Source organism: Amycolatopsis acididurans (assembly GCF_012328925.1).
Classification (GTDB): Bacteria; Actinomycetota; Actinomycetes; order Mycobacteriales; family Pseudonocardiaceae; genus Amycolatopsis_E; species Amycolatopsis_E acididurans.
Genome location: NZ_JAAXLS010000002.1, coordinates 431,490 through 452,860 on the forward strand (window position 1 = coordinate 431,490; position 21,371 = coordinate 452,860).

Here is a 21,371-nt window from a genome sequence, read left to right on the forward strand (position 1 = left end):
CCATGACACCATTGAGCACGGACGAACGCGCCGAACTCGAACAGCTACGCGCCGAGGTCGAGCAGTTGCGCGCCCAGCCGCCGCGGCGGCGGCGCTTCTCGTGGAAGTCGCTCGCCGCCGGAATCCTGCTCGTACTGGGCTGCGCGCTCGCGCCCCTGTCGCTGATGACCGTGTGGGTACACAACCAGGTCGCCAATACGGACCGTTTCGTCGCCACGATGAGCCCCCTCATCCGGGAACCCGCGGTACAGGCGGCGGTCACCGATCGCGTGACCGACACGGTGTTCAACTACGTCGACGTACAGGCTCTGGCCACCAACGCGGTCAACGCGCTGGCCACGCAGGGAGTGCCCCCGCAGATCACCGATCCCCTGCAAGGGCTCACCGGCCCGCTGGCGTCGAGTGTGCGCAACTTCGTGCACGACCGGGTCGGTGAGGTCGTCGCCAGCCCGGGCGTCGCGCAGTTGTGGGACCAGACGATCCGAGTCGCACACGAGCAGATGAACGAAGTGCTCTCCGGGAACAGCAACGCGGTGGTGGTGTCCGGCGGCGAGGTGCGGCTCGACCTGGCCCCGTTCATCACGGCGGCCAAGCAGCAGCTGGTCGGCGCGGGGTTCACCGTGGCAGGCCGCATCCCCGACGTGCATCCGACCATAGCCGTCACCGACGCCACCACCTTGGAACGGGCCAAGGGCGCGTACTCGCTGCTCGACAAGGTCGCCACCTGGCTGCCCTGGGTCGCGCTGGTCATCCTCGCACTGGGCGTGTATGTCGCCCGCAATCACCGGCGTGCCCTGATCGGGGCGGGGTTGGGGGTCGCGTTCGGGATGCTGGTGATCGCCGCGGCCCTCGTCATCACCCGGGGCGCGCTCACCGGAGCGGTGCCGCCGCGATCGACGATCGCCACCGGCGTGAGCTACGACCTCGTCGTGCGATTCCTACGCGCGGGGCTGCGCACCGTGTTCGCGGTCGGCATCGTCGTCGCGCTGGGAGCGTTCCTCGCGGGCCCGTCGGCAACGGCGGTGGGCATCCGCAAGGGCGTCACCACGAGCATCGACTGGCTGCGCCGAGGCGGTGCGCGCGCGGGTCTGCGCACCGGTCCCGTCGGGCCGTGGGTGCACGCGCACCGGACTGCCCTGCGGGCAGCCCTGGTGGCGATCGCCGTCCTGGTGTTCGTGCTGATCGATCAACCGAGTGGGCTCGACGTGCTCGTCATCGCCCTCGTGCTCCTGTTCCTGCTGGCTGTGGTGCAGTTCCTCGACCAGCCGCGGCAGGGCGCCGGCCGGGCCGGCAGCGGCTGAGGACGCTCAGCCGCTCGTCGGCGCCGGGGTACCGGACTGGCAGACGGCTGCCGCGTCGCGCAGAGCCGCCAGCGTGTCGCCCGCGGCCGCGCGCATGCCGGCGACGTCTACCGGCTGCGCGGTGGCCGCGGCCTGCAGTCGTTGCAGCGCCGCCTTCGCATCGTCGAGCCGCGCGCTCGTCTGGCCGCCGATGGTGGTCCGAGCCGCGTCGATCGAAGCCGACAGCTGCGACGCCGAAGCCCGGACCTGATCGCCGGTTGCCTGCCCGCTGACGAACTGCGTGACCACCGTGACCAGTGCCTGCCCACTGACCACGAGATCCGAGCAGACCGACCCGCCCGTCGTGGTCGTCGCGGGAGCATTGGTGGCCGGCGGCGGTGTGGCGGACACGGTGGAACCGCTTCCCCCGCTGCCCTGGCATCCGGCGACGACCGCCGCCGCCGCGACCGCCGCGACGGCGAAACTCCTGTGGCGGCGCAACTCGGTCACGATCGCTCACCTCCGTCGGAACTTGCGTGTTCCCTCAGCCTGAGAACGGCGTTCTGGGCCGACCTCGTGTCGCACGGGTGAAGTCTCCGGCCGTGCGTGGGGATTCCAGTCGTAGATGACGGAAGTGCGCAGCAGCACATCTTGAACGGAACGCCGTCGCGCGCCGGCCAGCACCCACAGCAGGCCGAGCGCGAACAGTACGCACGTCACGGCACGGACCAGTGCGACCGCGACTCGAGGTGGACGCCCGTGCCGGTCGATCACGCGAAGGCCGAGCAGCTGGTCACCCAGAGTGCGCCCGGTACCGCACCAGGCCACTGTCAGATACAGCACGGCGACCCCGATCCCGGCCGGCACGATCTTGCCACTCCCCAGAACGGGAGGATGAAAACGCACCGGATCGAGCGCGAACAGCACAGCCAGCACCGCGAGGTACAGGACACCCAGCACGACCGCGACCACGCCCGCGTCCACGACGTTCGCGACGGTCCGGCTGACGATTCCCGCCGGGCGTCCCTGATACGCCTTCACCTCGGGAGGCAACGCGCTGAACCATGCCGGCGCGCTCCTCACCGTTGTGAACGCCTGCCATCGCGCCCCGCGGTGACCAGCCACCGGGTCCAGCGCGAGACGGTGTCGTCGGCCGCCATGACCTGTACCCGGACATCGCGCACGGTTCCACCGGCCACCGAGCCGGTCGAGGTCCGGATGATCTCGGGAAGGTCGATCTCGTCTATCACACCGTTTACGATGCGGGGCAGATCGAGTTCGTCGAGCACGACGGTCACGAGTGCGGGCACGACGTCGCGGTACCGGCGCTCCGCCTCGGCGCGCAGCGCGAGCCGCTGGTGGTAGCCGATTTCGCCGAACGTCCGCAGCGGCCACGGCCACGTCCTGGGCTGTGGCAATCCACGCAGGAGCGCACCGCACGTCCGGACGCCGATCGAGGTCGTGATCACCGCGGCTCCGAAGGCCACGTCCAGCAGTGATGCTCGCTTGCCGGGCTCGGTCACCGGTCCGCTCCCGCCACGACGCGGCCGGCCGCGATCGCGGCGAGCAGGTCACCGTAGTCGCGCTCGTTCTGATCCGCGTAGGCAACGGCGAAATCGGCGATCGCCTCCTCGAACACCGCTCCCGCACCGAGGTAGGCGGCGAGGGCGATCGGGTCGGCGGTACGCGCGTGCGCGCGGGCGAGGGTCCATCCGCACAACCGGCCGTACGCGAGCATCGCGGTGACGTCCATCGTCTCGACCGCGGCCGATCCCTTCCCATCGCGCAGCTGCCGTAGGTAGAAATCCCGGGGGCGCCCGTCGAATCCCTGGACCCGCACCCAGCCGAGGAACACATCACTGACGGTCTGCATCAGCCGCTGCCCCACCACGACGCGGCGCCCGGCGTTGCCGTACCTGCTCGGCCCCGCGAACCCCTCCAGCACGGAGGAATTCGCTTCCTTCGCCTGCAGGAACAGCGGGTCCCGGTCGTCATTGCCGAGCAACAGCACCATCCAGCACCGGGTACCGACGCTGCCCACGCCGACGACCTTGCGGGCGATGTCGGCGACGGAGTAGCGATCGAGCAGCGCGCGGCGTTCCGGCTCGAGCATGTCCCGGTAGGCGCGCAGGATGACCTGGAGCCGGCCGAGGACCTCATCCGGGGGCTGCCCGATCTCGGCGAGCTCGGCGATCCGCACGATGCGCGGTGGATCGGAGGCGATACGTGGCCGCCCGTCGACCATCTCGGTGAATCGGTTGAGCGCGCCGAGATTGTCCCTGGCACGCGCCTTCGCCAGCGTCCGGTCGAGTTTCCGGCGGCGCGCCGCGTCGAGCGTCTGCGTGTAGACCGCGCGCACGCTTTCGGCGTCGGCGTGGGTGTACCAGACTTCCAGGGCTGTCGACCGCGCGAACACGCGCATCGCGCGACGGTACTCACCGATCGCGGCGAGGACGGTGTCGCGGCGCTGCCGTGGGGTGAAGCCGTTGTCGCGGCCTGCGATCTCGACGCTCGCACCGAGCCGTTTCACGTCCCACTCCCACGGTCCGGGCAGCGTCTCGTCGAAGTCGTTGATGTCGAAGACCAGCCGCCGCTCGGGCGAGGAGAACAGGCCGAAGTTGAGCAGGTGCGCGTCGCCGCAGATCTGACCGGTGAACCCTGTGCGCGGGGTGTTCGCCAGGTCGGCGGTCATCGGCAATGCGGCGCCGCGGAAATAGGTGAACGCGGAGACGGCCATCCGCCCGTAACGCAGCGGCACGAGTTCGGGCACGCGCGCGGAGTCCTGCTGTGCCAGCAGGTCCAGCGGCGCGGGACACCCGGCGGGGCGCTCGAAATCGGCGTGCGACGATCTCGGTACCGCGGTGCGGGCGGCCTTCCCGCGAGCCGCTCGTTCGTCGCGCGTCAATCCGGCGCCCTCCACCGGCGCGCTGTCGATCGTGGATACCGCCATCACCGAATCCTGCGGGCCCGGCGCGGGGCGGCCATCCCCCGTCTCGGGTGAAGCGGCACCTCATCCGGGACGGGTGACGACGCGCGACCGGCCTGAGGCGACGCTGCCGTGATGCCTGGTATGCAACGCCCTTCGCCACGTCGGCGGATATGCGCCGCGGCCGCCCTCGCCGCGGCATGCGGTGCGCTCGCGATCGGGATCGGCGCGGTGGTGCGGAATCCCCTGGAAGTCGTGAGCGCGGTACTGCTGATCGCGATCGCCGTTGCCGCGGGTTGGGACGCCCTCGTGCGGCGCGGGTACCGGCGCTGGTTCGCCGCGGCTCTCGCCGTAGCGGCCCTTGGTGCGACCGCGGCGCTGCCCGACCTGCGCACGTTCGCGGTGCTGTCGCTCGTGATCGGGCTCGTCGTGGTCTCCGCCGCCGCGACGCGCGTCGCGGTCGGACAGGACCTGTCCGTCGGGCCGATCGCGGTCGAAGTGCCGCCGGCGCGCAGGGGTGTGCTCCTGATGAATCCGCGGTCGGGCGGCGGCAAGGTCGCCACATTCGGCCTCGAGGAGCGAGCTCGCCGCGCGGATGTCGAACCGGTCCTGTTGGGTCCTGGCGACGATTTGCGTGCCCTGGCCGAGAAGGCCGTCGCGGACGGCGCCGATGTACTCGGGATGGCCGGCGGCGACGGTTCTCAGGCGGTGGTCGCGGATGTGGCCAGCAGGCACGGAGTGGCGTTCGTCTGTGTGCCTGCCGGTACCCGCAACCACTTCGCGCTCGATCTCGGACTCGACCGTGCGGATGTCGCCGCCGCGCTCGACGCGTTCGGCGCCGCCGTCGAGCGCCGCGTGGACCTGGCCACGCTCGGCGACCGCGTGTTCGTCAACAACGCCTCGCTCGGCGTCTACGCCACCGTGGTGCAGTCGGCGGGCTACCGCGACGCCAAGGTCACGACCGTGGCCCGGCAGCTGCCCGAACTACTCGGGCCCGACGCGAAGCGCCCCGACCTGCGCTTCACCCGTCCCGACGGGACGGAGCAGACGAGCGCGGACATCGTGCTCGTTTCCAACGGCCGCTACCGGCTGGACCACCTGTCCGCCTTCGGCTCCCGCGAACACCTCGACGAGGGCGTGCTCGGCGTCGTCACCCTCACCGTGGACCGGGCCACCGACATACCCGCTCTGGTCTCGGCGGAAATGACCGGGCAGCTCTCGCGATTCCGCGGCTACCGTTCGTGGACCACGCCGCAGTTCGTCGTCCGTTCGGCACGACCGCTGCTGGATGTGGGCGTCGACGGCGAAGCGCTGCGGCTGCCCCCGCCCCTCGTGTTCGGAATCCGCCCCGCCGCGCTGCGGGTGCGTCTCCCCGTGACGGCGCCCGGCGCGCCCCCGGCGTCGGTGGCGCCGCGGGGGGCGCGCCAGGCCCTGCTGGCGCTGCTCCTGGTGCTCTCCGGCGAGCCGGCGCGCTAAACCTGCTGCGGTTCCTGGGTTTCCGCGAACGCCTCGCGCAGCTTCTCCTCCTGTTCGGTGGAGAGGTTCGTGGTGATCAGCGAGGCACCGGTCTCCTTGAACGGCTCCAGCACCCGGTCGACGACGACATCACCGGTCACCACGAACAGCGCCGAGGTACCGGGCACGACCTGCCGGCGGATCTCCCGGATGAAATCCTCGTCGATACCGACGTGTGTCAGGGAGCCGGCGAGCGCGCCGACGGCGGCTCCCACCGCCATCCCGAGGAACGGCACGAAGAAAATGAGCCCGAACAAAAAGCCCCAGAAGCCGCCGCCGAGCGCCCCGGTACCGGTCAGCTTGCCGAGTTCCTTGGTGCGGGGCCGTTTCCTGTCCTCGGGCCAGGACACGAACGCGGCGTCGGTGACCGTGATCAGCTGTTCCTTCTGCAGCCTCGACAGTAACGCCAGCGCGTTCTCCGCTCCCGCGGCCGAATCGAACTTCCACACCGACAACGTGCCCATCACGCGGCCTCCTTCTCGCTAGACGGTTTCCCTTCCGGCACCGTCCGCCGCCGTCCCGCCACGCGCCATCACCCGTCACGCATGAGACGACCGCTTTCGTCTTCAAAGGATGAGGTCCCGCTCACGATCTCGTTCCACGCTCACGGCGAGGTTCGTTGGGAGGACGCGATGTCACACACTCAAACCATGCGCGACTCGGAAGGCGCCACGGGCTGGACCGGCTGGATCGCCTTCGGCGGGATCATGCTCGTGCTACTCGGACTGTTCCACGCCGTCGAAGGTCTGGTGGCGGTCTTCGACAAGAGCTACTACCTCGTCGCACCTTCGGGACTGGTGGTCAACGTGAGCTACGCGGCTTGGGGCTGGCTGCATTTCGGGCTGGGGGTGCTGGCCGTCCTGACCGGCATCGGGATGCTGACCGGCAACCGCGTCGCACAAGCGGCGGGAGTGGTGATCGCCGCGCTCAGCGCGATCGTCCACCTGGCCTTCATCGCCGCCTATCCGGCCTGGTCGCTGATCATCATCGTGGTCGACGTCATCGTCATCTACGCGATCATGGTGCACGGCCGTGAGATGAAACTGAGCGAATGAGCTCTGCCGGCCCATCTCACCCGTCGTGGGCGAAGAGCGAACACGCACGTGGCCCGAGCATCGAACCGCTGTCAAAGACGGGAGTCGACCATGAGCCAACAAGCGCAGCCACATACCGGTGCTGGCCCGATACCGACCACGCAGCCCCAGGCGACAACGCGCTCGCTCTGGGTCGGATGGATCTGGTTCGGCGGCGCGATGATGATCCTCCTCGGTTTCTTCAATGTCATCGAGGGGCTCGTCGCACTGTTCAACGACAAGTACTACGTGGTGGGACCGCAAGGACTGCTGGTGTTCGACATCACCGGCTGGGGCTGGGTGCACCTCATCATCGGCGTACTCGCGGTCGCCTCCGGGCTCGCACTGTTCACCGGAGCCGTCTGGGCTCGTATCGCCGCGGTGTTCCTTGCGACGGTCAACGCCGTCGCCCAGCTGGCTTTTCTGTCCGCCTACCCCGTGTGGGCCACCGTTGTCATCGCGCTCGACGTGCTCGTGATCTGGGCGGTCATCGTGCACGGTGACGAGGCCCGCCGCACGAGCTGACCAGATTCCCGGGCCGGGAAGAGAGGAGTAGTTCCGTGACTACGCCGCAAGTACTGGACAACGAGGTGCCCACTGCGGAGCCCCAGCACGACAACGAATCGCAGTGGCTGCTCGACCCTCGTGTAGCCGAGCTCAAACCGGAGGGCGCCCCGGGCAAGCGCAAGCGCCGGGCACGAAAGCCCGTGCCGGTCGCCGACCGGATCTTCGATTGACCGAGCTCGCCGAGGACCGCGTCTACGCGCGTTACCCGCGACGCGCAGGCGCGGTCCTCATCATCGGTTCGGGTGCCGTCGGCGGATTCCTCGCCGACGAACTGGCTCGCGCGGGCTGCGATCCCCTGTTGCTGATCGACCCGGACGTTCTCGAGGTCGAAAACCTGATCCGGCACCCGCTCGGCGCCACCGAGATCGGACGGCCCAAAGCCACCGCTCTCGCGGAGCGCATTCGCCACGATTTCCCGCCGTGCCACGCCACGGGCCTCGACGCGAACTTCCTGATGCTGCCCAACGCGGAACAAATGCGGCTGGTCGGCGCCGCCGACGTCGTGGTCGCGGCCACCGACTCGCCGCACTGCCAGCTGCGGGTGAACGAGGTGGCCGTCGCGACCAATACACCTGCGGTATACCCGGCGGTATGGCTCGACCCACGCGTGCGCGACGCCGAGGTCGGCGAGATCCTGTGGGTGCCTTCCGATCGTCGCGGCCCCTGCTACGCGTGCGCGTTCCCGTTCCGGCGCTGGGCGCCCGAGACGCACGGCGCCCGCGGTGCCCGCGTCGACATCCAGCTCATCGCGCTGTGTGCCGCTCAGGTCGTTCTTGCGCTCCTCGGCGGCATCGACGGTCGCGCCACCATCCTCACTCCCGACCGCACCGTCCTGTACGTTCACGGCCTGACCCCGGCCTCGCGCAGCATCCGGCCGTTGTTTCCCACCGGAGGGCTGTCCAGTGCCAGCGCGAGGGTGCGTCTTTCCGAAAGCCCCTGCCGGGTATGTGGTCAGCGCGGCGAAGCTGTCCAAAGAGGAAGCTCCGGCGGCCTGTGGCGCAACCACCGCGTCACGATCGGCGTCCTCGTCGGCGTCGCGCTCCTCGTGCTCGCGCTGGTGCTGGCCGCGTGGCGCTGAACCCGCTTGCCGTCGCCGATATCGGCGGAGGCAAGCAGTGTCGTGTGGTGTGCCGAGACAGAACACCTAGTGTCGCGCGTAGGCCTTGGCCACCTTCTTGAGGAAGTCGAGGAACTCGGCCTTTGCCGTGCCGGTCGTAGCACCGGTCGGTGACCTTCCCGGTCGCGATCTCCAGTGCCGCGAACTCGCATCCCCGATGCCGAGAGGTGCCGGCTCCTCGTGCTCGCGCTGGTGCTGGCCGCGTGGCTCTGAACCCGCTTGCCGTCGCCGATATCGGCGGCAGCGTGGCCGACCTGGTCCGATCCGAGCCACAGAATTCTGTCCCAGGTGCCGTCCTTGGTCCACAGCCGCCCTAACGGACGTGGCGCGGAGTGGCCCTATGCGTGCTGCGGGCTATCAGCTTGCCCAGTTCCCACAGGGCGAGCAGCCCGACGGCGGGTACGACCGCCAGTGCGAACTGGGCCACGGTCAGGTCCACCGTACCGAGCAGCCGGTGGAACAGGTCCATCTCGACCACCGCTACCGCGAGCACGAACTCCCCGATCAGCGCCCGGTTCATCTGACCGCTGTCGAACGTGGCCGGCGTCAGCACCGACGCCGTCTGGCTGCGGCATTCCACGGCGGCCACGATCAGGCACAGCGCGAAGGCGGTCAACGCGATGGAGTTCGCGACCTCCGCACTGCCGTAGTGGGTTCGTGTGAGGCTGAGCAGCAGAAGCAAACCGATCGTGACGACGAGACCGACGAGTCCGACGGTGAAAAGCAGGGGTGCCGTGAGCACCGACTCCCCGCGCGGCCGTGGTCTGCGCGCCATCAGTCCCGGGGTCTCCTGGTCGAACCCGAGCGCGAAGCCGAACGGTGCGTTGACGACGAAGTGGATCCACAGCACCTGTGCCGGCGAGAACGGCTCACCCGCAGCGATGTTGAACAGGCTGGCCCCGAGGAAAGTGAGCACGAACACGACCAGCAGGATGAGCACGAACCGGATGTACTTCGTCAGGTTGTCGTAGATCTTGCGGCCCTGCTCGACCGCGAACACGATCGTCGCGAAGTTGTCGTCGGAGAGAATCATGCGGCCCGCGCTCTTCGCGACATCGGTGCCGCTGCCCATCGCGATGCCGATGTCGGAGGCCTTGATGGCGGGCGCGTCGTTGACGCCGTCGCCGGTCATCGCGACGACGTCGCCCTTCGCCTTCAGCGTGTCGGCGAGCAGAACCTTGTGCTCGGGGGCGACCCGGCCGATCACTCCGATCCGGTCGATCCGCTCCAGCCGTTCGCTTTCGCTCCACCGTGCGAATTCCGCGCCGAGGACCGACTCGCCCGGGATACCGAGCTGTTTCGCGATCGCCGCGCCCGTCGTCACGTCATCGCCGGTCACCATGCGGACCCGGACGTGCGCGGCCTGCGCGCTGGCTACCGACTCTTTCGACTCCGCGCGCGGCGGGTCGAGCATCGCGACCAGGCTGGTGGTCTGCAGGTCCGTGACGTACGTCAGCAGATCCGCTCGGGGATCGAATTTTGCCGGATCGATGTCTCGCTGTGCCGCGGCCATGATCCGGTTGCCCCGTGCGGCCATACGGTCGATGTGCTGCTGGGCCCGCTCACCCGCGTCGGCGTTCCAGGGCACCGACCGCTCGCCCGATAAGGCGGTCGTGGTCCGCTCCAGCACTGCCGGCGCGGCCCCCTTGACGAAACATCGCACCACGCGACGGCCGTTGCCGTCCGTGGCTTCGTGAAACGTGGCCATCAGCTTGTAGGCGGGATCGAACGGCAGAGTGGCCAGCCTCGGCAGTTTCGCCCGTGTCGCGTCGATATCGAGCCCGGCCTTGTGGCCGAGCACCAGCAGTGCGCCCTCGGTGGGGTCGCCGACGACCTTGCCGTCGACGATGCCGGAGTCGTTGGCGAGAACGTAGGGCAGGATCGCGGCCTCGATGGTGTCGGAACTGCCCGCCGCGTGCTGAACCTGCCCCTCCAGCCCGTAGCCGATGCCCGTGATCGTGTAGCGGTCGGTCGGGTCGATGACCTCCACGGCGGTCATCTGGTTCATGGTCAGCGTGCCGGTCTTGTCGGAGTTGATCGCGGACGTGAACCCCAGTGTCTCGACCGATGGCAGGTCTTTCACGATCGCGTTGCGCTTCGCGAGACCGACGCTGCCCAGCGAGAGAATCACCTGGCTGACGGTGGGCAGTGCCTCCGGGATCGCCGCGATCGCCAGCGAAACGGCGCTGACGAACAACGCGTCCCACGGCAGGCCCCTGCCCCGGCCGAGCACGAACATGACGATCATCGTGATACCCGCCGCGGCCGCGATCCACAGCGTGAGTGTGTTCAGCTCCTTGGTCAGCGGTGACTTCTCCTGCTTGGTCGCGGTGAGCATGCCCGAGATCTTGCCCAGCTCGGTGTCCGCGCCGGTCGCGGTGACGACCAGGATCCCGCTGCCGTGTGTCACGGGCGAGTTCATGAACGCCATGTTCGCCTGGTCGCCCGGTCCGAGCTCGGTACCGGCAAGCGCACCCGCGTGCTTGGCGGCGGGCGTGCTCTCCCCGGTCAGCGCGGATTCGTCGATCTGCAGCGCACTGGCCTGCACGATCCGGCAGTCGGCGGGCACCCGGTCACCACTGGAAATCACCACGACGTCGCCCACGACGAGCTGGTCCGCGGGGATCACCGCCTCGGCGCCGTCGCGGCGCACCCGGGCGGTCGCCTTCATCATCGCCTTGAGCGCGTTCATCGCGCTTTCGGCCTTTCCCTGCTGCCGCAGGCCGACGACCGCGTTGAGCAAGGTCAGCAGCACCAGCAGTGTCGCGGTGCCCCACTGCTTGATCGCCAGCGACACCACGGCCGCGGCGATCAGGATGATCTGCATGTAGCTGCGGTACTCGTCGAGGAATCGCAGCCAGCCCGGCTTCGGTTTCTCCTGGGGCAAAGCATTCGGCCCCGTGGCGCGCAATCGCTCCGTGGCGGTAGCAGACGGCAGGCCTGCTTCGGGGTCGACGCCGAGGGCGTGGGCGACATCCTCGGCGCTGCGGGTGTACCACTGTCCGCTCGTCACAGTCTGCTGGCGGGTGTCCATGACGCCTCCGTGCCTGTCAGCTCTGCTGCCTGAGTTCCTCGCCCGCGATCGTCAGCGCGCGTTTGTCCTCTTTGCTCACGACCGGGTATTGGGGGTCGATCTCGATGAGCGTGTGGACGAGGACGGCCGCGGCGCAGATCCGCGCGAACCACTTGCGATCGGCCGGAACCACGTACCACGGCGCCCATGTGGTGCTGGTCGCCGACAGCATCTCGGAGAATGCGGTCTGGTAGTCGTCCCACCGTTCACGTTCACGGATGTCGGCGGCGGAGAACTTCCAGTTCCGCTCCGGCACCTCGATCCGTTTGAGGAAGCGCTGTCGCTGTTCCTCTTTGGACAGATTGAGAAACAGCTTGACGATCCGGAAGCCGTTGTCGTTGAGGTAGCGTTCCCAATCGTTGATCTCCTGGTATCGCCGCTCGAACACGTTGCCCTTCCGCGACTGCGGGGGCAGCTGCTGCCGGTCGAGGATCTCCGGGTGGACCCGTACCACGAGCACCTCTTCATAGTGCGACCGGTTGAAGATCGCGATGTCGCCACGCCGGGGAAGCCGCGCGGCATAGCGCCAGAGATAGTCGTGGTCGAGTTCCTCGGCCGAGGGCACCTTGAATCCGTGTACCTGCACGCCCTGCGGGTTCACCCCGCTCATGACGTGCCGGATGGTGCCGTCCTTCCCGCCCGCGTCCAGCGCCTGCAGGCACATCAGCACGCCGTAGGTGTCCTGCGCCGCCAGCCGGCGCTGGTAGTCGGCGAGCATCGTCACGCCGGTGCGCAGCAGTTCCTCACCGTCCCGCTTGTTCAGGAAATCGGCCTTGTAGGAGGGGTCGAAGTCCTTGTTCAGGGTCACCTTCGTGCCCGGTTTGACGCGCAGCGGCGCGATGAACTCCGCGAGGCGGCGTGCCCGCTTGTCGGCCATCTCCGATCAGCTCCCCGGTTGTCAGGTCGCGAGTATTTTCTGCTTCTCCGCTTGGAATTCCTCTTCGGTGAGCACGCCCTGCCGACGCAGCTCGCCCAGCTCTTTCAGCTGGGTCAGGGCCGCGCTCCGGCTCGGACCCGGTGCCGGTGCCGGTGCCGGTGCCGGTGCCGGTGTGGCAGCTTCCTCCTGGGCGGCCCAGCGCCCGCCCTGTCGGCGCGAGACACGATTGGAGACGCCCTTGGCGGTGCCCGCGACGATGGCGGTCCGCGCGATTCCGCGCAACAGACCAGACATTGGCCTTCTCCTTGGGGTGATTGACGGTTCAGCCCGCGGCTTCGGCTGCGTCCAGCGCGGCCAGCAGAGCCTGGACCGGGATCCGGCCCCCCCGCGACGAGCTGCCCGCCGGTGCGGCGCAGTGCGCGTGCCAGCGGTGCCGCCCACACGTTCTCGTAGACAAGGACGGCCGCCGTGGTCCCCGGGGCGAGCACCTTGGCCGCCTCGTCGAGGTCGTCGCCTCCGAGCAGCCCCGACCTCGCACCGACGAACAGCGACAGTGCGGGTTGCGCGTCGGCGCCGAGGTCCTCGATGGCCAGCCGCACCAGCGTGCCGCCGGCTTCGATCCGGACGAACTCGAGATCGATGATCCGGATGATGCCGCGGTCCACCAGGTCGAGCAGCAGCGGCAGCCCTTCGCCCCGCAGCCCCTCGTCCGGGAACTCGATCACGAGGAAGTCCACCGGGCCCATCTCGTCGAGCCCGGTACTCGCCGCCATGGCGGAGGTCGTGTCAGCAGCACTCATCGCCGCCTCCGTGATCCGTTGATGGGAGAGTCACCGAGCATCACCCCGGGACGCGTCCGGGTCCTCGCCCGGTACGGGTGAGGTGACGCGCGTTTCGCCGTCATGTGCCGCGAACGCGGCGACGGCCGCCCCGGTCGTCGGAAAGAAGTGCCCGGAGGCGATCGTGCGCGTCAACTCGTAGCGGTCGAGCTTGCCCCGGACCGGGTCCTTCAGCTCGGCGAACACCAGGCTGATCCCGCGTTCGTCGAGTTCCCGGTCGAGGTCTTCGAGCACGTCGGCGGCGGTGGTGTCGACGTCGGTCATCGGCTCGGCGGCGACGACGATCCACACCGGTGGCGGGTCGGCGGCCGCGATCTTCCTGATCTCGTCGCGAAAGGTCTTGGCATTGGCGAAAAACAGCGGCGCGTCGAACCGGTACAAAACGAGTCCGGGCACGCGATGCGCGGCCGGGTAGGACGCGATGTCGTGATATCCGGGCAGCCCGGGCACCTCGCCGAGTATCGCCTGGTACGGCCGCCACGCGCGGCGGAAGACGTTGAGGATCGACAAACCGACCGCGATGGCGATCCCGGGAAGCACACCCAGCAACGCGACCCCGAGGAAAGCGGCGATCGCCAGCAGGAATTCCATTTTCCGTTGCCGCCAGAGCCGTACGGTGCCGGAAATGTCGGCCAGCGAAAGCGCCGCGGTGATCACGACCGCCGCCAGTGCGGGCTGCGGCAGGTTTCGGAACAACCCCGGCAGGAGCACGATCATCAGCGTGATCAGTACGGCGCCGACCACGCCGGTGAGCTGCGACTTCGCTCCCGACTGGTGAGCGACTGCCGTGCGTGATCCACTGGTACTGACAGGGAAACCTTGGAACAGCCCGGCGGCGAGGTTCGCGACACCGATGCCGGCCATCTCCCTGTTCCCGTCGAGCTCCTGCCCCGTCCGGGCCGCGAAGGCGCTCGCCGTCGAGATCGTGTCGGCCAGCGACACAAGCGCGATGCCCAGCGCGCCGGCGGCCAGTAGCCCCACATCGGACAGCCCGACATGTGGGACGGTCAGGGGCGGAAACCCCTGGGGTAGCACGCCTACGAGCTCGACCCCGCGCTCGCCGAGCCCGAACACGGATACGCCGGCGATCGCCAGCACGACCATCACGAGCACCGCGGGCACCTTCGGCAGCACACGCCGCAGCACGACGATGAGCGCGACCCCGATCAGACCGACCGCGGCGGCGGCGCCCACAGCCTGCCCGCCGGCCAGCCCGCGGACGAATGCCACGCACTCTGCCGATAGTGCGTCCGCGTCGACCTTGAAGCCGAACAGCTTGGGCAGCTGCCCGACCACAATGGTCAGCGCGAGACCGTTGAGGTAGCCGATCATCGTCGGCTTGGACACCAGATCCGCGATGAACCCCAGCTTCCCCGCGGCGGCGACGATCAGGACCGCACCGGTCATCAACGCGAGCATCGACGCGAGCGCCACCGCGCGTCCGGCGTCTCCACCCGAGCCCACGAGCGGGAGGATTGTCGCCGCGATCATCGGCCCGAGCGAGGAGTCCGGTCCAAGGACGAGAACCCGCGAAGGACCGAATACCGCGTAGCCCAGCAGGCACAGGATCGAGGTGTACAGGCCGGTGATGGCCGGCAGGCCCGCGAGTTCGGCGTAGGCCATGCCCTGCGGCACCAGCAGGGTCGTCAACACGACGCCGGCCACGAGGTCTCTGGCCAGCCAGCGGCGCTGGTACGTCCGCACCTGGCGAAGTCCGGGCAGCAGACGTTGGACCCTGCCCGTTGCGGTCATGTCTTCCTCCAGCCACCCGGGGCGGGCGAAGACGTTCGCCCGCCGGACCACCCTCAGCGGTCCTGACCCCCCGGCGCTTCGCCCGGATCGTGCGAGGCTTCGCGACCGCGATCACCGGGTTCAGCGCGTTGTGGCGTGGTTTCGCGCTTCGTGCAGCAGCTGTGCGGTGCGGTGCGCCGCAACGAGGTGTTCCTCGCCGTTGGTGACGAGCGCCCGGACGACGGGGTCGTCAGGGCCGCGCCGGGCTCGGATCTCCGCAAGCCGCTGACCGAGTTGGACGGGCTCGCCGTCCGGGTTGGTGGTCAGGTCGCAGTACCAGAGTGCGTCGCGAACGGGCCCTTCGGCGTCGGTGAATTCGGCCAGTTGCTCGACGAATCCTCGGATCTGGGCGGTGGCGGAGGCTCCGGCATGGTGCGCGACCAGAGCGCACAGCCGGAGAGGTGCGTGCAGGTGTTGCAGGTAGCGGGCGCCGTCGAGCTGGTGTATCCCGGTATCGATCAGGTCTCGGGCATAACCGATGTCGTGCAGCCATGCGGCGGCGATCAGGGTCTCGCCGTCCTCGCGGGGTAGTAGGCGCGCGATCGGCCCGGCACGGCTGGCGACGCCCTGGGTGTGGGCCCAGCGGCGCGGCAGCTCGTCCGCGAGCAGTCGTTTGGCCGTGAACCATGCCCACGTGCGCAACGACTTTTCCGCGCTGTAGGTGGGACATCCGTCGTCCAGCGGCACAATGGACCGAGCCGATCCGTTCGAGGGGCGATCCCCGGGAAGGGCGGCCAGCTGTGCCCGGGCAGCGCGTTCCACGAGGATCGGCACAAACGTCTGCACCCGGGCATCGGCGAAACGGGAGTGCGCCTGCCGGACGCACGCTGTCACAAGCTCACGCGGGAGCTGATTCTGCTCGCGAGCGAGCCGAGCCTCGATCTGGCGGATCTGCGCATCCTGGTGCGTCCGCTCGAGATCCTCCGGGTGCGCGGTCATCGTCTCGTCACCTACCTCCCCATTCACGGCTCGAGGATCCCTCCGTTCCGGCCCGCACTGACAGGGCCGTTCGACCCAGGTCGGCGGACCTCCGTCGCCGGCCGGCGGCAGTTGTGCCGGTCGGAAGGACCATGGTCCGGCGTGAAGCGGGCCGTTCGGCCACTGACGTCCGGCGCCACCGCTCGTAGGGTTGCGGATGTGTGGGAAGAGGAACTGAAATCCTCGGTGAACGATGAGTTCGCCCTACCTGAGCTGGCCCCGCTCACACCCCGCGGCGGCGCGGTGACCCGAGCGGGCACCCGCCGGTTGTCGGCGACCTACTACGACTCCACCGATTTACGGCTGGCCCGGTCCGGTGTGACGTTGCGCCACCGCACCGGCGAGGACGGCCCGCCCTGGCAACTGAAGCTTCCGACCGCGACCGCGAACGTGCGCGACGAGCTGACAGCGGCCGGCGCGGCCGCCGTGCCCCCACGGGAACTGACCCGGCTGGTCACCGGATGGCTGCGCACCGCCGCGCTGGTTCCGGTGGTGTCCCTGCAGACCATTCGTGAGGTGTGGGAGGTTCGCGATCGGACCGGCGAGACACTGGTCGAACTGGTCGACGACACCGTCACGGTCCGCGACGGTCGCGAGGCCGTCGCGGCGTTCCGCGAGCTGGAGGTCGAACGCAAGGCAGGCGGTGATGCCGCCACCACGGTCATGCGACGAGCCGCGACGCTGCTCACCGAGGCCGGCGCCACCGGCGGCGAGTTCGTGCCCAAGGCGGTCCGGGCGCTCGGCCCACGGGCGCTGGAGCCACCCGACATCACCCCGCCCGGCCCACTTCCCCACCGGCCGACCGGCGGCGAGGTCGTCACACACGCGCTGCGCCGAACCGTGGCTCGCCTGATCGACTACGACGTGCGGGTGCGGCGGGGCGAGCCGGACGCCGTGCACCAGATGCGGGTGTGTTGCCGCCGGCTGCGCAGCGACCTGCGGGTCTTCGCGCCTTTGATCGACCCCGGGTTCGCCGCTCCGATCATCGAGAGCGTCCGCTGGCTGGGCCGTGTCCTGGGCGGCCCCCGGGATGCCGAGGTGCTGCACGCCCGGCTGCACCGCACTGCGGACGCCGATCCCTTGGCCCCACTGGACCAGCAGGCCGTCACCGTCCTGGACACCGACCTGACCGGGCGGGACCGACGCGCACTGCACGCGCTGGCCGGAGCCATGGACACCCGCCGCTACGCCGAGATCCTCGACACCCTCATCGACGCGGCCCGGAATCCCCGGCTCACGGCACGGGCACACCGTCGCGCCACTCGCACGCTGCCGCGCCGGGTCGCCAAAGCCTTCCACAACCTGCAAGCCGCCGCGCGGCTGAAGCCCCTCGACCCCGACGAATCCTGGCACATGGCTCGTATCCAGGCCAAACGCGCCCGCTACGCGGCTGAAGCCGTCGCGCCCGCGATCGGCCGAGACGCGAACCGGCTGGCGAACGCCATCGCCAAGGTCCAGGACGTCCTCGGCGACCATCACGATGCCGTCATCGCCGCCGGGCATTGGGCCGAGCTCGCCGAGCGGCACCCGGACGACCCGGCCGTGGTGCTCACCTGCGGCCGGCTCATCGAACGCGAACGCGCCGCCGCGCGCGCCAACCGAGCCCAGTTCGACCACGCCTGGGCCCGGGCCACCAGGCCCAAGCTCACCCGCTGGCTGAAAGCCGACGATCGACACTAGGGCTGCGGGATCTGGCACGCGAATACGTCACCGGCCGCACGCGTCGGCGGACCAGCCCTGTGCGGCCGCCGCTCGGCTCAAGCGGCCAGAGCGGCGACCTGCCCGCTCCTGGGCAGCATCCGTGTGCGGCCGGCTCGGGCGAGCCCGATCGCCGCGCCGATGCCGACGTTGACGCCCGGGCTGAAGAGGCGGAACAACAGGACCGCGGCCAGCGCGGCCTGCGCTGGGCTGCCGTGGGCCACCAGTGCCGCGGTCATGGCGGCTTCGGTGATCCCGAGCCCCGCCGGCGTCAACGAAACCTGACTCGCGGCCACCCCGGCCACGTAGGCGGTGACGACCGCCGCCAGTGACGGTATCGGTGTGCCGACCGCGACCAGGCACAGTGCCAGACACGCGATGTCCGCACCCCGATCGGCCAGCGACCAGCCCAGCGCCGCGGCCTGCCGGGAACCCGGCAGCCGGATGCCGGCCAGCCCGCTCACCACCGAACTCACCGCATCGCCGCCCAGGCTCGCCGGGCGTCGCCGGAGTCCGTTGATCCGGGCCACGCACCACCGGGCGATCGCGGCGACAACGCCGGGATGGCGCACGACCCACCGGGCCAGCACGACCAGCGCGACCACCACCCCCAACTCCACGACACTGGCCGCCGCTGAACCGGCCGCGCTACCCACGAACGTCAGGGCCGCCACGCTGACCAGCGCCATCATCGCGGTCGACAACAGTCCGGCGGCCGTCAGGGCGAGTCCGATACGAGCGGCAGTGACACCGCGGGCGCGCAGCTGCCGGTAGACGTAGGCCGTACCGAGGGCGGAACCGCCTGGCAGGCCGCCACTGATCGCCGCACCGACATAGGTGACCGCGACGTGGTCGCGCAACCCCGGCGGCGAAGCACCCGCCGCGGCGAGCATCACGCGCTGCAACTGCGCGGTCCCGAGCAACGAGAGCGCCTCGAGCGCGAGTGCCGTCGCGGCCCAGAACGGGTTCACCGACCTGAGCGTCGCCGGCACCTGCGAGACCGTCGGCCATCCGGCCACCAGCAACGCCACAACCGCGGCAGTCAGCAATGCCGCGACCACGATCCGAAGGAGGCGCCGTTTGCCCGCGGGCACAGGAGAGGTGGACACGGGATACACGATCTCGCGCCCCGCTGTCGCTCCCCTGAGGATTCCCTGTGGCCATCCTGTGTATACAGCCGCGCGAACCCGGCCGGCTCCGCCGACGGCCCCGGCTGGATGCCGTCCCAGGATGCGTCTCCGAATTTCGGGACGCGCCACGCCCGGACCGCCACGCAGTCAATGCCACGCTCACCCAGCCGTTCCACAATGGACGTCCCGAAGGAGTGAACACCACCGTCGTCGTATCGGCCGCGGTCTCAGCGGGCCGGCGTCACACCTTCTGACGTTCCCATATGCTCGTTTCGTGGTCGCCAAGTCGGACTCGATCGTGAAGGTGCTGCGTGCGGAAATCATCGACGGCACGATTCCCGCAGGCACACGGCTGAAGGAGGAGGCCATCGCCTCCCGCTTCGGCGTCTCGCGCGTCCCGATCCGGGAAGCCTTGTTGCAGCTCGAGAGCGAAGGCTTCATCAACACCGAGAAATACAAGGGCGCGACCGTCTCGGCCCGCTCACAGCGCGATGTCGTCGAGCTGATGCAGATCCGGCGCGGCCTGGAAGTCCTCGCCGCCACACTCGCCGCCGAGGCGCGCGGCGGCGACCAGGCCGACAATCTCCGGGCGGTCGTGCTGCGCGGGCGCCGGACAGGCGAGTCCGGAGCCGTGGACCAGCTCCCCTCGCTGATCCTCGAGTTCCACGAGATCGTCGCTCGCGCGTCCGGCAATGCCGAACTCGTCCGCATGCTCGACGGGCTGCTCCGCCGGATCGCGTGGGGCTTCGAACTCGAGATCGAGGACCGCATCGACGCGTCGTGGGCCGATCATGCCGCGATCGCCACCGCGATCCTCGGCGGGTCCCCGGTGCAGGCGGGCTACCTCATGGGCGAGCACATTCTCAAGGACGAGCAGATCTACCGGCGACACGCCACCATGACTGCTTAGTTCGTATACGAAAAGATCTTCCAGAGCGTCTCGTTCACGTGAACGGCACGACAAGAAACGTCCCGGCAACATAGGTCGTATACAAAACTGGTGTTCGCTGCATGGCCGCCTCTCCCCCTCCCCTCGGTCGAGGGGACACCGCCGATGTGGAGCCCAGTCCCATGACCTCGAATCACACTCCGGAGCGCACCGGCTCCGGCACCCTCGCCCACCACCTTGACCGGATCGGATTCAGCCGCGCCCAGTTCTGGGTGCTCATGCTGATCCTCGCCGGAATGTTCTTCGACACCCTCGAACAGAACTCCGTCGGCGCGATGGGAGCAAACCTCAAACTCTCGCTCGGCGTGACCGACAACCAGCTGACCGCGATCAACACCGCGACAGTGATCGGCGGGCTCGTCGGCAGGCTGGCCGGCGGGTGGTTCGCCGACCGGTACGGCCGTCGCGCCGCACTGTCGGTGAACCTCCTGATCTACAGCCTCGGTGGCCTGCTCAGCGCGGTCGCCGTGAACTACGACATGATGCTGGCCAGCCGCTTCGTCGTGGGTATCGGGCTGGGCGGTGAGTTCACGATCGGCATCGCGATGCTCGCCGAGATGGTCGCCACCCGGTATCGGGGCGCGCTGGTCGCGACGCTCAACATCGGTTCCGGCGGCGTCGGCAACTTCCTGTCCTACGGGTTGTTCTTCCTGCTCCTCGGCCCGCTCGCGCCCGCGCTCGGCGGTGACCACCGGGTGTGGCGCTGGACCTTCCTGTTCCTCGCCGTCCCCGCGCTGCTCGTCGTCGTCTATCGGCGCCGCCTCCCGGAGTCGCCGCGATTCCTGCTGACGAAAGGACGCGTCGACGAGGCCAACCGCTCGCTGGCGATCCTGGCGTCACACTCTCTCAAACACACGACCAGGACGCTGGCCGGTGGTCCGCTGACCGTGGCGGACGTGCCGGACCGGCAGCTCAAATCCTCGCCCGCAGCCGTGTTCGCCCGCTCCGTGCTGCCCCGCACGCTCTCGATCGGCGCCGCGTCCTGGATGGCTTTCGGCGCGCAAGTCACGCTCAACTTCCTGATGCCGACCCTGCTCGTGGAGCGCGGCTATTCCATTTCGGACAGCTTGCTCTTCACGATGATCATGAACATCGGGTCGCTGCTCGGCGCCTGTGCCGCCGCCTGGCTGGCCGGACGCGTCGGCCGTCGCGGCACCGTGGGTGGCGCGGGTGTACTCGGCTGCCTCACCGCCGCCGCGTTCGCGGCGTTCGGGCACTCGACGGTACTGATCCTCGTTCTCGGCGCCACGTTCCAGTTATTCACCATGATCACCAACACCACGCTCGCGGTCTGGTCGCCCGAGCTCTACCCGACCGCGATTCGCGCGAACGGCACCTCGATCGTCAACGGCATCGGCAACATCGCCGGCGCGGTCATGCCGTTCCTCGCCGTCGCCCTCTTCGGCGCGTTCGGCCTCGCCGGAGTCTTCGGCATGGTCGCGGTGATGTACGCCCTGCTCGTGCTGGCCTCGCGGTTCGCGCCCGAGACGCGCGCCCGGACGCTGGAGCAGATCAACGAGGACTCCGCGGCACCCGCCCCTGTCGCCTGACACACGAA

Annotated in this window: 21 protein-coding genes and 1 pseudogene; 9 read left to right on the top strand and 13 right to left on the bottom strand. The window is 69.3% G+C overall.

Features of this window, described 5'->3' with window-relative positions; translation table 11 throughout:
• The first annotated feature begins 2 nt into the window (after window positions 1-2).
• Entirely contained in the window at window positions 3-1,301 is a 1,299-nt protein-coding gene (locus tag HFP15_RS05495) for a hypothetical protein (protein WP_246271385.1), read from the top strand.
• A gap of 6 nt (window positions 1,302-1,307) precedes the next feature.
• On the opposite strand, the gene HFP15_RS05500 is transcribed toward HFP15_RS05495, so the two are convergent.
• From HFP15_RS05500 to HFP15_RS05515, 4 genes are read right to left on the bottom strand one after another with little or no spacing between them, the layout of a single operon-like run.
• Window positions 1,308-1,790, bottom strand: a complete 483-nt coding sequence (locus tag HFP15_RS05500; RefSeq protein ID WP_312871474.1) for a hypothetical protein — start codon at window positions 1,788-1,790, stop codon at window positions 1,308-1,310.
• A gap of 6 nt (window positions 1,791-1,796) precedes the next feature.
• The gene (locus HFP15_RS05505; protein ID WP_168512088.1) at window positions 1,797-2,321 is read right to left on the bottom strand and encodes an RDD family protein; all 525 of its coding nucleotides are present in this window, start codon (window positions 2,319-2,321) and stop codon (window positions 1,797-1,799) included.
• A gap of 38 nt (window positions 2,322-2,359) precedes the next feature.
• Entirely contained in the window at window positions 2,360-2,803 is a 444-nt protein-coding gene (locus HFP15_RS05510; protein ID WP_168512089.1) for a hypothetical protein, read from the bottom strand.
• The gene (locus HFP15_RS05515) at window positions 2,800-4,230 is read right to left on the bottom strand and encodes a DUF2252 domain-containing protein (protein WP_168512091.1); all 1,431 of its coding nucleotides are present in this window, start codon (window positions 4,228-4,230) and stop codon (window positions 2,800-2,802) included. Before HFP15_RS05515 ends, HFP15_RS05510 begins: the two co-directional genes overlap by 4 nt.
• A 111-nt stretch (window positions 4,231-4,341) precedes the next feature.
• On the opposite strand from HFP15_RS05515, the gene HFP15_RS05520 reads away from it, so the two are divergent.
• The gene (locus HFP15_RS05520) at window positions 4,342-5,682 is read left to right on the top strand and encodes a diacylglycerol/lipid kinase family protein (RefSeq protein WP_168512093.1); all 1,341 of its coding nucleotides are present in this window, start codon (window positions 4,342-4,344) and stop codon (window positions 5,680-5,682) included.
• Here the strand turns inward: HFP15_RS05520 and HFP15_RS05525 are convergent.
• Window positions 5,679-6,185, bottom strand: coding sequence for a DUF1269 domain-containing protein (locus tag HFP15_RS05525; RefSeq protein ID WP_168512095.1), 507 nt, complete (start codon window positions 6,183-6,185; stop codon window positions 5,679-5,681). The genes HFP15_RS05520 and HFP15_RS05525 overlap by 4 nt on opposite strands.
• Before the next feature lie 186 nt (window positions 6,186-6,371).
• On the opposite strand from HFP15_RS05525, the gene HFP15_RS05530 reads away from it, so the two are divergent.
• From HFP15_RS05530 to HFP15_RS05545, 4 genes are all read left to right on the top strand, one after another.
• Entirely contained in the window at window positions 6,372-6,776 is a 405-nt protein-coding gene (locus tag HFP15_RS05530; RefSeq protein ID WP_246271386.1) for a DUF7144 family membrane protein, read from the top strand.
• Window positions 6,777-6,866: 90 nt separating this feature from the next.
• Window positions 6,867-7,319 (top strand): DUF7144 family membrane protein, encoded by a 453-nt coding sequence (locus HFP15_RS05535; RefSeq protein WP_168512099.1) that lies wholly within the window; start codon window positions 6,867-6,869, stop codon window positions 7,317-7,319.
• 35 nt (window positions 7,320-7,354) lie between these two features.
• Window positions 7,355-7,531 carry a hypothetical protein gene (locus HFP15_RS05540; protein WP_168512101.1) on the top strand — a complete coding sequence of 59 codons (177 nt, stop codon included), beginning with the start codon at window positions 7,355-7,357 and terminating at the stop codon, window positions 7,529-7,531.
• Window positions 7,528-8,439, top strand: coding sequence for a ThiF family adenylyltransferase (locus HFP15_RS05545; protein ID WP_168512103.1), 912 nt, complete (start codon window positions 7,528-7,530; stop codon window positions 8,437-8,439). The genes HFP15_RS05540 and HFP15_RS05545 overlap by 4 nt, the downstream gene beginning before the upstream one ends.
• A 72-nt stretch (window positions 8,440-8,511) precedes the next feature.
• On the opposite strand, the pseudogene HFP15_RS05550 reads toward HFP15_RS05545, so the two are convergent.
• From HFP15_RS05550 to HFP15_RS05580, 7 genes and pseudogenes are all read right to left on the bottom strand, one after another.
• Window positions 8,512-8,623: pseudogene (locus tag HFP15_RS05550) on the bottom strand (IS630 family transposase); the annotation flags it as partial.
• A gap of 168 nt (window positions 8,624-8,791) precedes the next feature.
• Complete coding sequence (locus tag HFP15_RS05555; RefSeq protein WP_168512105.1) at window positions 8,792-11,512, bottom strand: cation-translocating P-type ATPase; 2,721 nt, start codon at window positions 11,510-11,512, stop codon at window positions 8,792-8,794.
• A 16-nt stretch (window positions 11,513-11,528) separates the two neighbouring features.
• Window positions 11,529-12,428 carry a polyphosphate kinase 2 family protein gene (locus HFP15_RS05560; protein WP_168512107.1) on the bottom strand — a complete coding sequence of 300 codons (900 nt, stop codon included), beginning with the start codon at window positions 12,426-12,428 and terminating at the stop codon, window positions 11,529-11,531.
• A 21-nt stretch (window positions 12,429-12,449) separates the two neighbouring features.
• Window positions 12,450-12,545 carry an SHOCT domain-containing protein gene (locus HFP15_RS42550; RefSeq protein ID WP_246271445.1) on the bottom strand — a complete coding sequence of 32 codons (96 nt, stop codon included), beginning with the start codon at window positions 12,543-12,545 and terminating at the stop codon, window positions 12,450-12,452.
• Complete coding sequence (locus HFP15_RS05570; RefSeq protein WP_246271387.1) at window positions 12,542-13,228, bottom strand: DUF6325 family protein; 687 nt, start codon at window positions 13,226-13,228, stop codon at window positions 12,542-12,544. Before HFP15_RS05570 ends, HFP15_RS42550 begins: the two co-directional genes overlap by 4 nt.
• 30 nt (window positions 13,229-13,258) lie before the next feature.
• On the bottom strand, window positions 13,259-15,019 hold the full coding sequence (locus HFP15_RS05575) for a SulP family inorganic anion transporter (protein WP_168512111.1): 1,761 nt from the start codon (window positions 15,017-15,019) through the stop codon (window positions 13,259-13,261).
• Window positions 15,020-15,139: 120 nt separating this feature from the next.
• Window positions 15,140-16,024, bottom strand: coding sequence for a three-helix bundle dimerization domain-containing protein (locus HFP15_RS05580; protein WP_312871475.1), 885 nt, complete (start codon window positions 16,022-16,024; stop codon window positions 15,140-15,142).
• A gap of 171 nt (window positions 16,025-16,195) precedes the next feature.
• On the opposite strand from HFP15_RS05580, the gene HFP15_RS05585 reads away from it, so the two are divergent.
• The gene (locus HFP15_RS05585; protein WP_168512113.1) at window positions 16,196-17,716 is read left to right on the top strand and encodes a CYTH and CHAD domain-containing protein; all 1,521 of its coding nucleotides are present in this window, start codon (window positions 16,196-16,198) and stop codon (window positions 17,714-17,716) included.
• Between the two features lie 77 nt (window positions 17,717-17,793).
• On the opposite strand, the gene HFP15_RS05590 is transcribed toward HFP15_RS05585, so the two are convergent.
• A complete protein-coding gene (locus HFP15_RS05590; protein WP_168512115.1) occupies window positions 17,794-18,843 on the bottom strand; it encodes a lysylphosphatidylglycerol synthase transmembrane domain-containing protein in 1,050 nt (349 codons plus the stop codon).
• 295 nt (window positions 18,844-19,138) lie between these two features.
• Between HFP15_RS05590 and HFP15_RS05595 the strand changes: the two genes are divergently transcribed.
• Complete coding sequence (locus HFP15_RS05595) at window positions 19,139-19,774, top strand: GntR family transcriptional regulator (RefSeq protein ID WP_168512117.1); 636 nt, start codon at window positions 19,139-19,141, stop codon at window positions 19,772-19,774.
• Window positions 19,775-19,935: 161 nt separating this feature from the next.
• Window positions 19,936-21,363, top strand: a complete 1,428-nt coding sequence (locus HFP15_RS05600; RefSeq protein ID WP_210716731.1) for an MFS transporter — start codon at window positions 19,936-19,938, stop codon at window positions 21,361-21,363.
• Window positions 21,364-21,371 lie beyond the last annotated feature (8 nt).

Bases quoted from the DNA above. Each gene is read 5' to 3' on its own strand.
- HFP15_RS05495 (WP_246271385.1), top strand. From the start codon at position 3: ATGACACCATTGAGCACGGACGAACGCGCCGAACTCGAACAGCTACGC.
- HFP15_RS05515 (WP_168512091.1), bottom strand. From the start codon at position 4,230: ATGGCGGTATCCACGATCGACAGCGCGCCGGTGGAGGGCGCCGGATTG.
- HFP15_RS05520 (WP_168512093.1), top strand. From the start codon at position 4,342: ATGCCTGGTATGCAACGCCCTTCGCCACGTCGGCGGATATGCGCCGCG.
- HFP15_RS05525 (WP_168512095.1), bottom strand. From the start codon at position 6,185: ATGGGCACGTTGTCGGTGTGGAAGTTCGATTCGGCCGCGGGAGCGGAG.
- HFP15_RS05530 (WP_246271386.1), top strand. From the start codon at position 6,372: ATGCGCGACTCGGAAGGCGCCACGGGCTGGACCGGCTGGATCGCCTTC.
- HFP15_RS05535 (WP_168512099.1), top strand. From the start codon at position 6,867: ATGAGCCAACAAGCGCAGCCACATACCGGTGCTGGCCCGATACCGACC.
- HFP15_RS05555 (WP_168512105.1), bottom strand. From the start codon at position 11,512: ATGGACACCCGCCAGCAGACTGTGACGAGCGGACAGTGGTACACCCGC.
- HFP15_RS05560 (WP_168512107.1), bottom strand. From the start codon at position 12,428: ATGGCCGACAAGCGGGCACGCCGCCTCGCGGAGTTCATCGCGCCGCTG.
- HFP15_RS05570 (WP_246271387.1), bottom strand. From the start codon at position 13,228: ATGAGTGCTGCTGACACGACCTCCGCCATGGCGGCGAGTACCGGGCTC.
- HFP15_RS05575 (WP_168512111.1), bottom strand. From the start codon at position 15,019: ATGACCGCAACGGGCAGGGTCCAACGTCTGCTGCCCGGACTTCGCCAG.
- HFP15_RS05600 (WP_210716731.1), top strand. From the start codon at position 19,936: ATGACCTCGAATCACACTCCGGAGCGCACCGGCTCCGGCACCCTCGCC.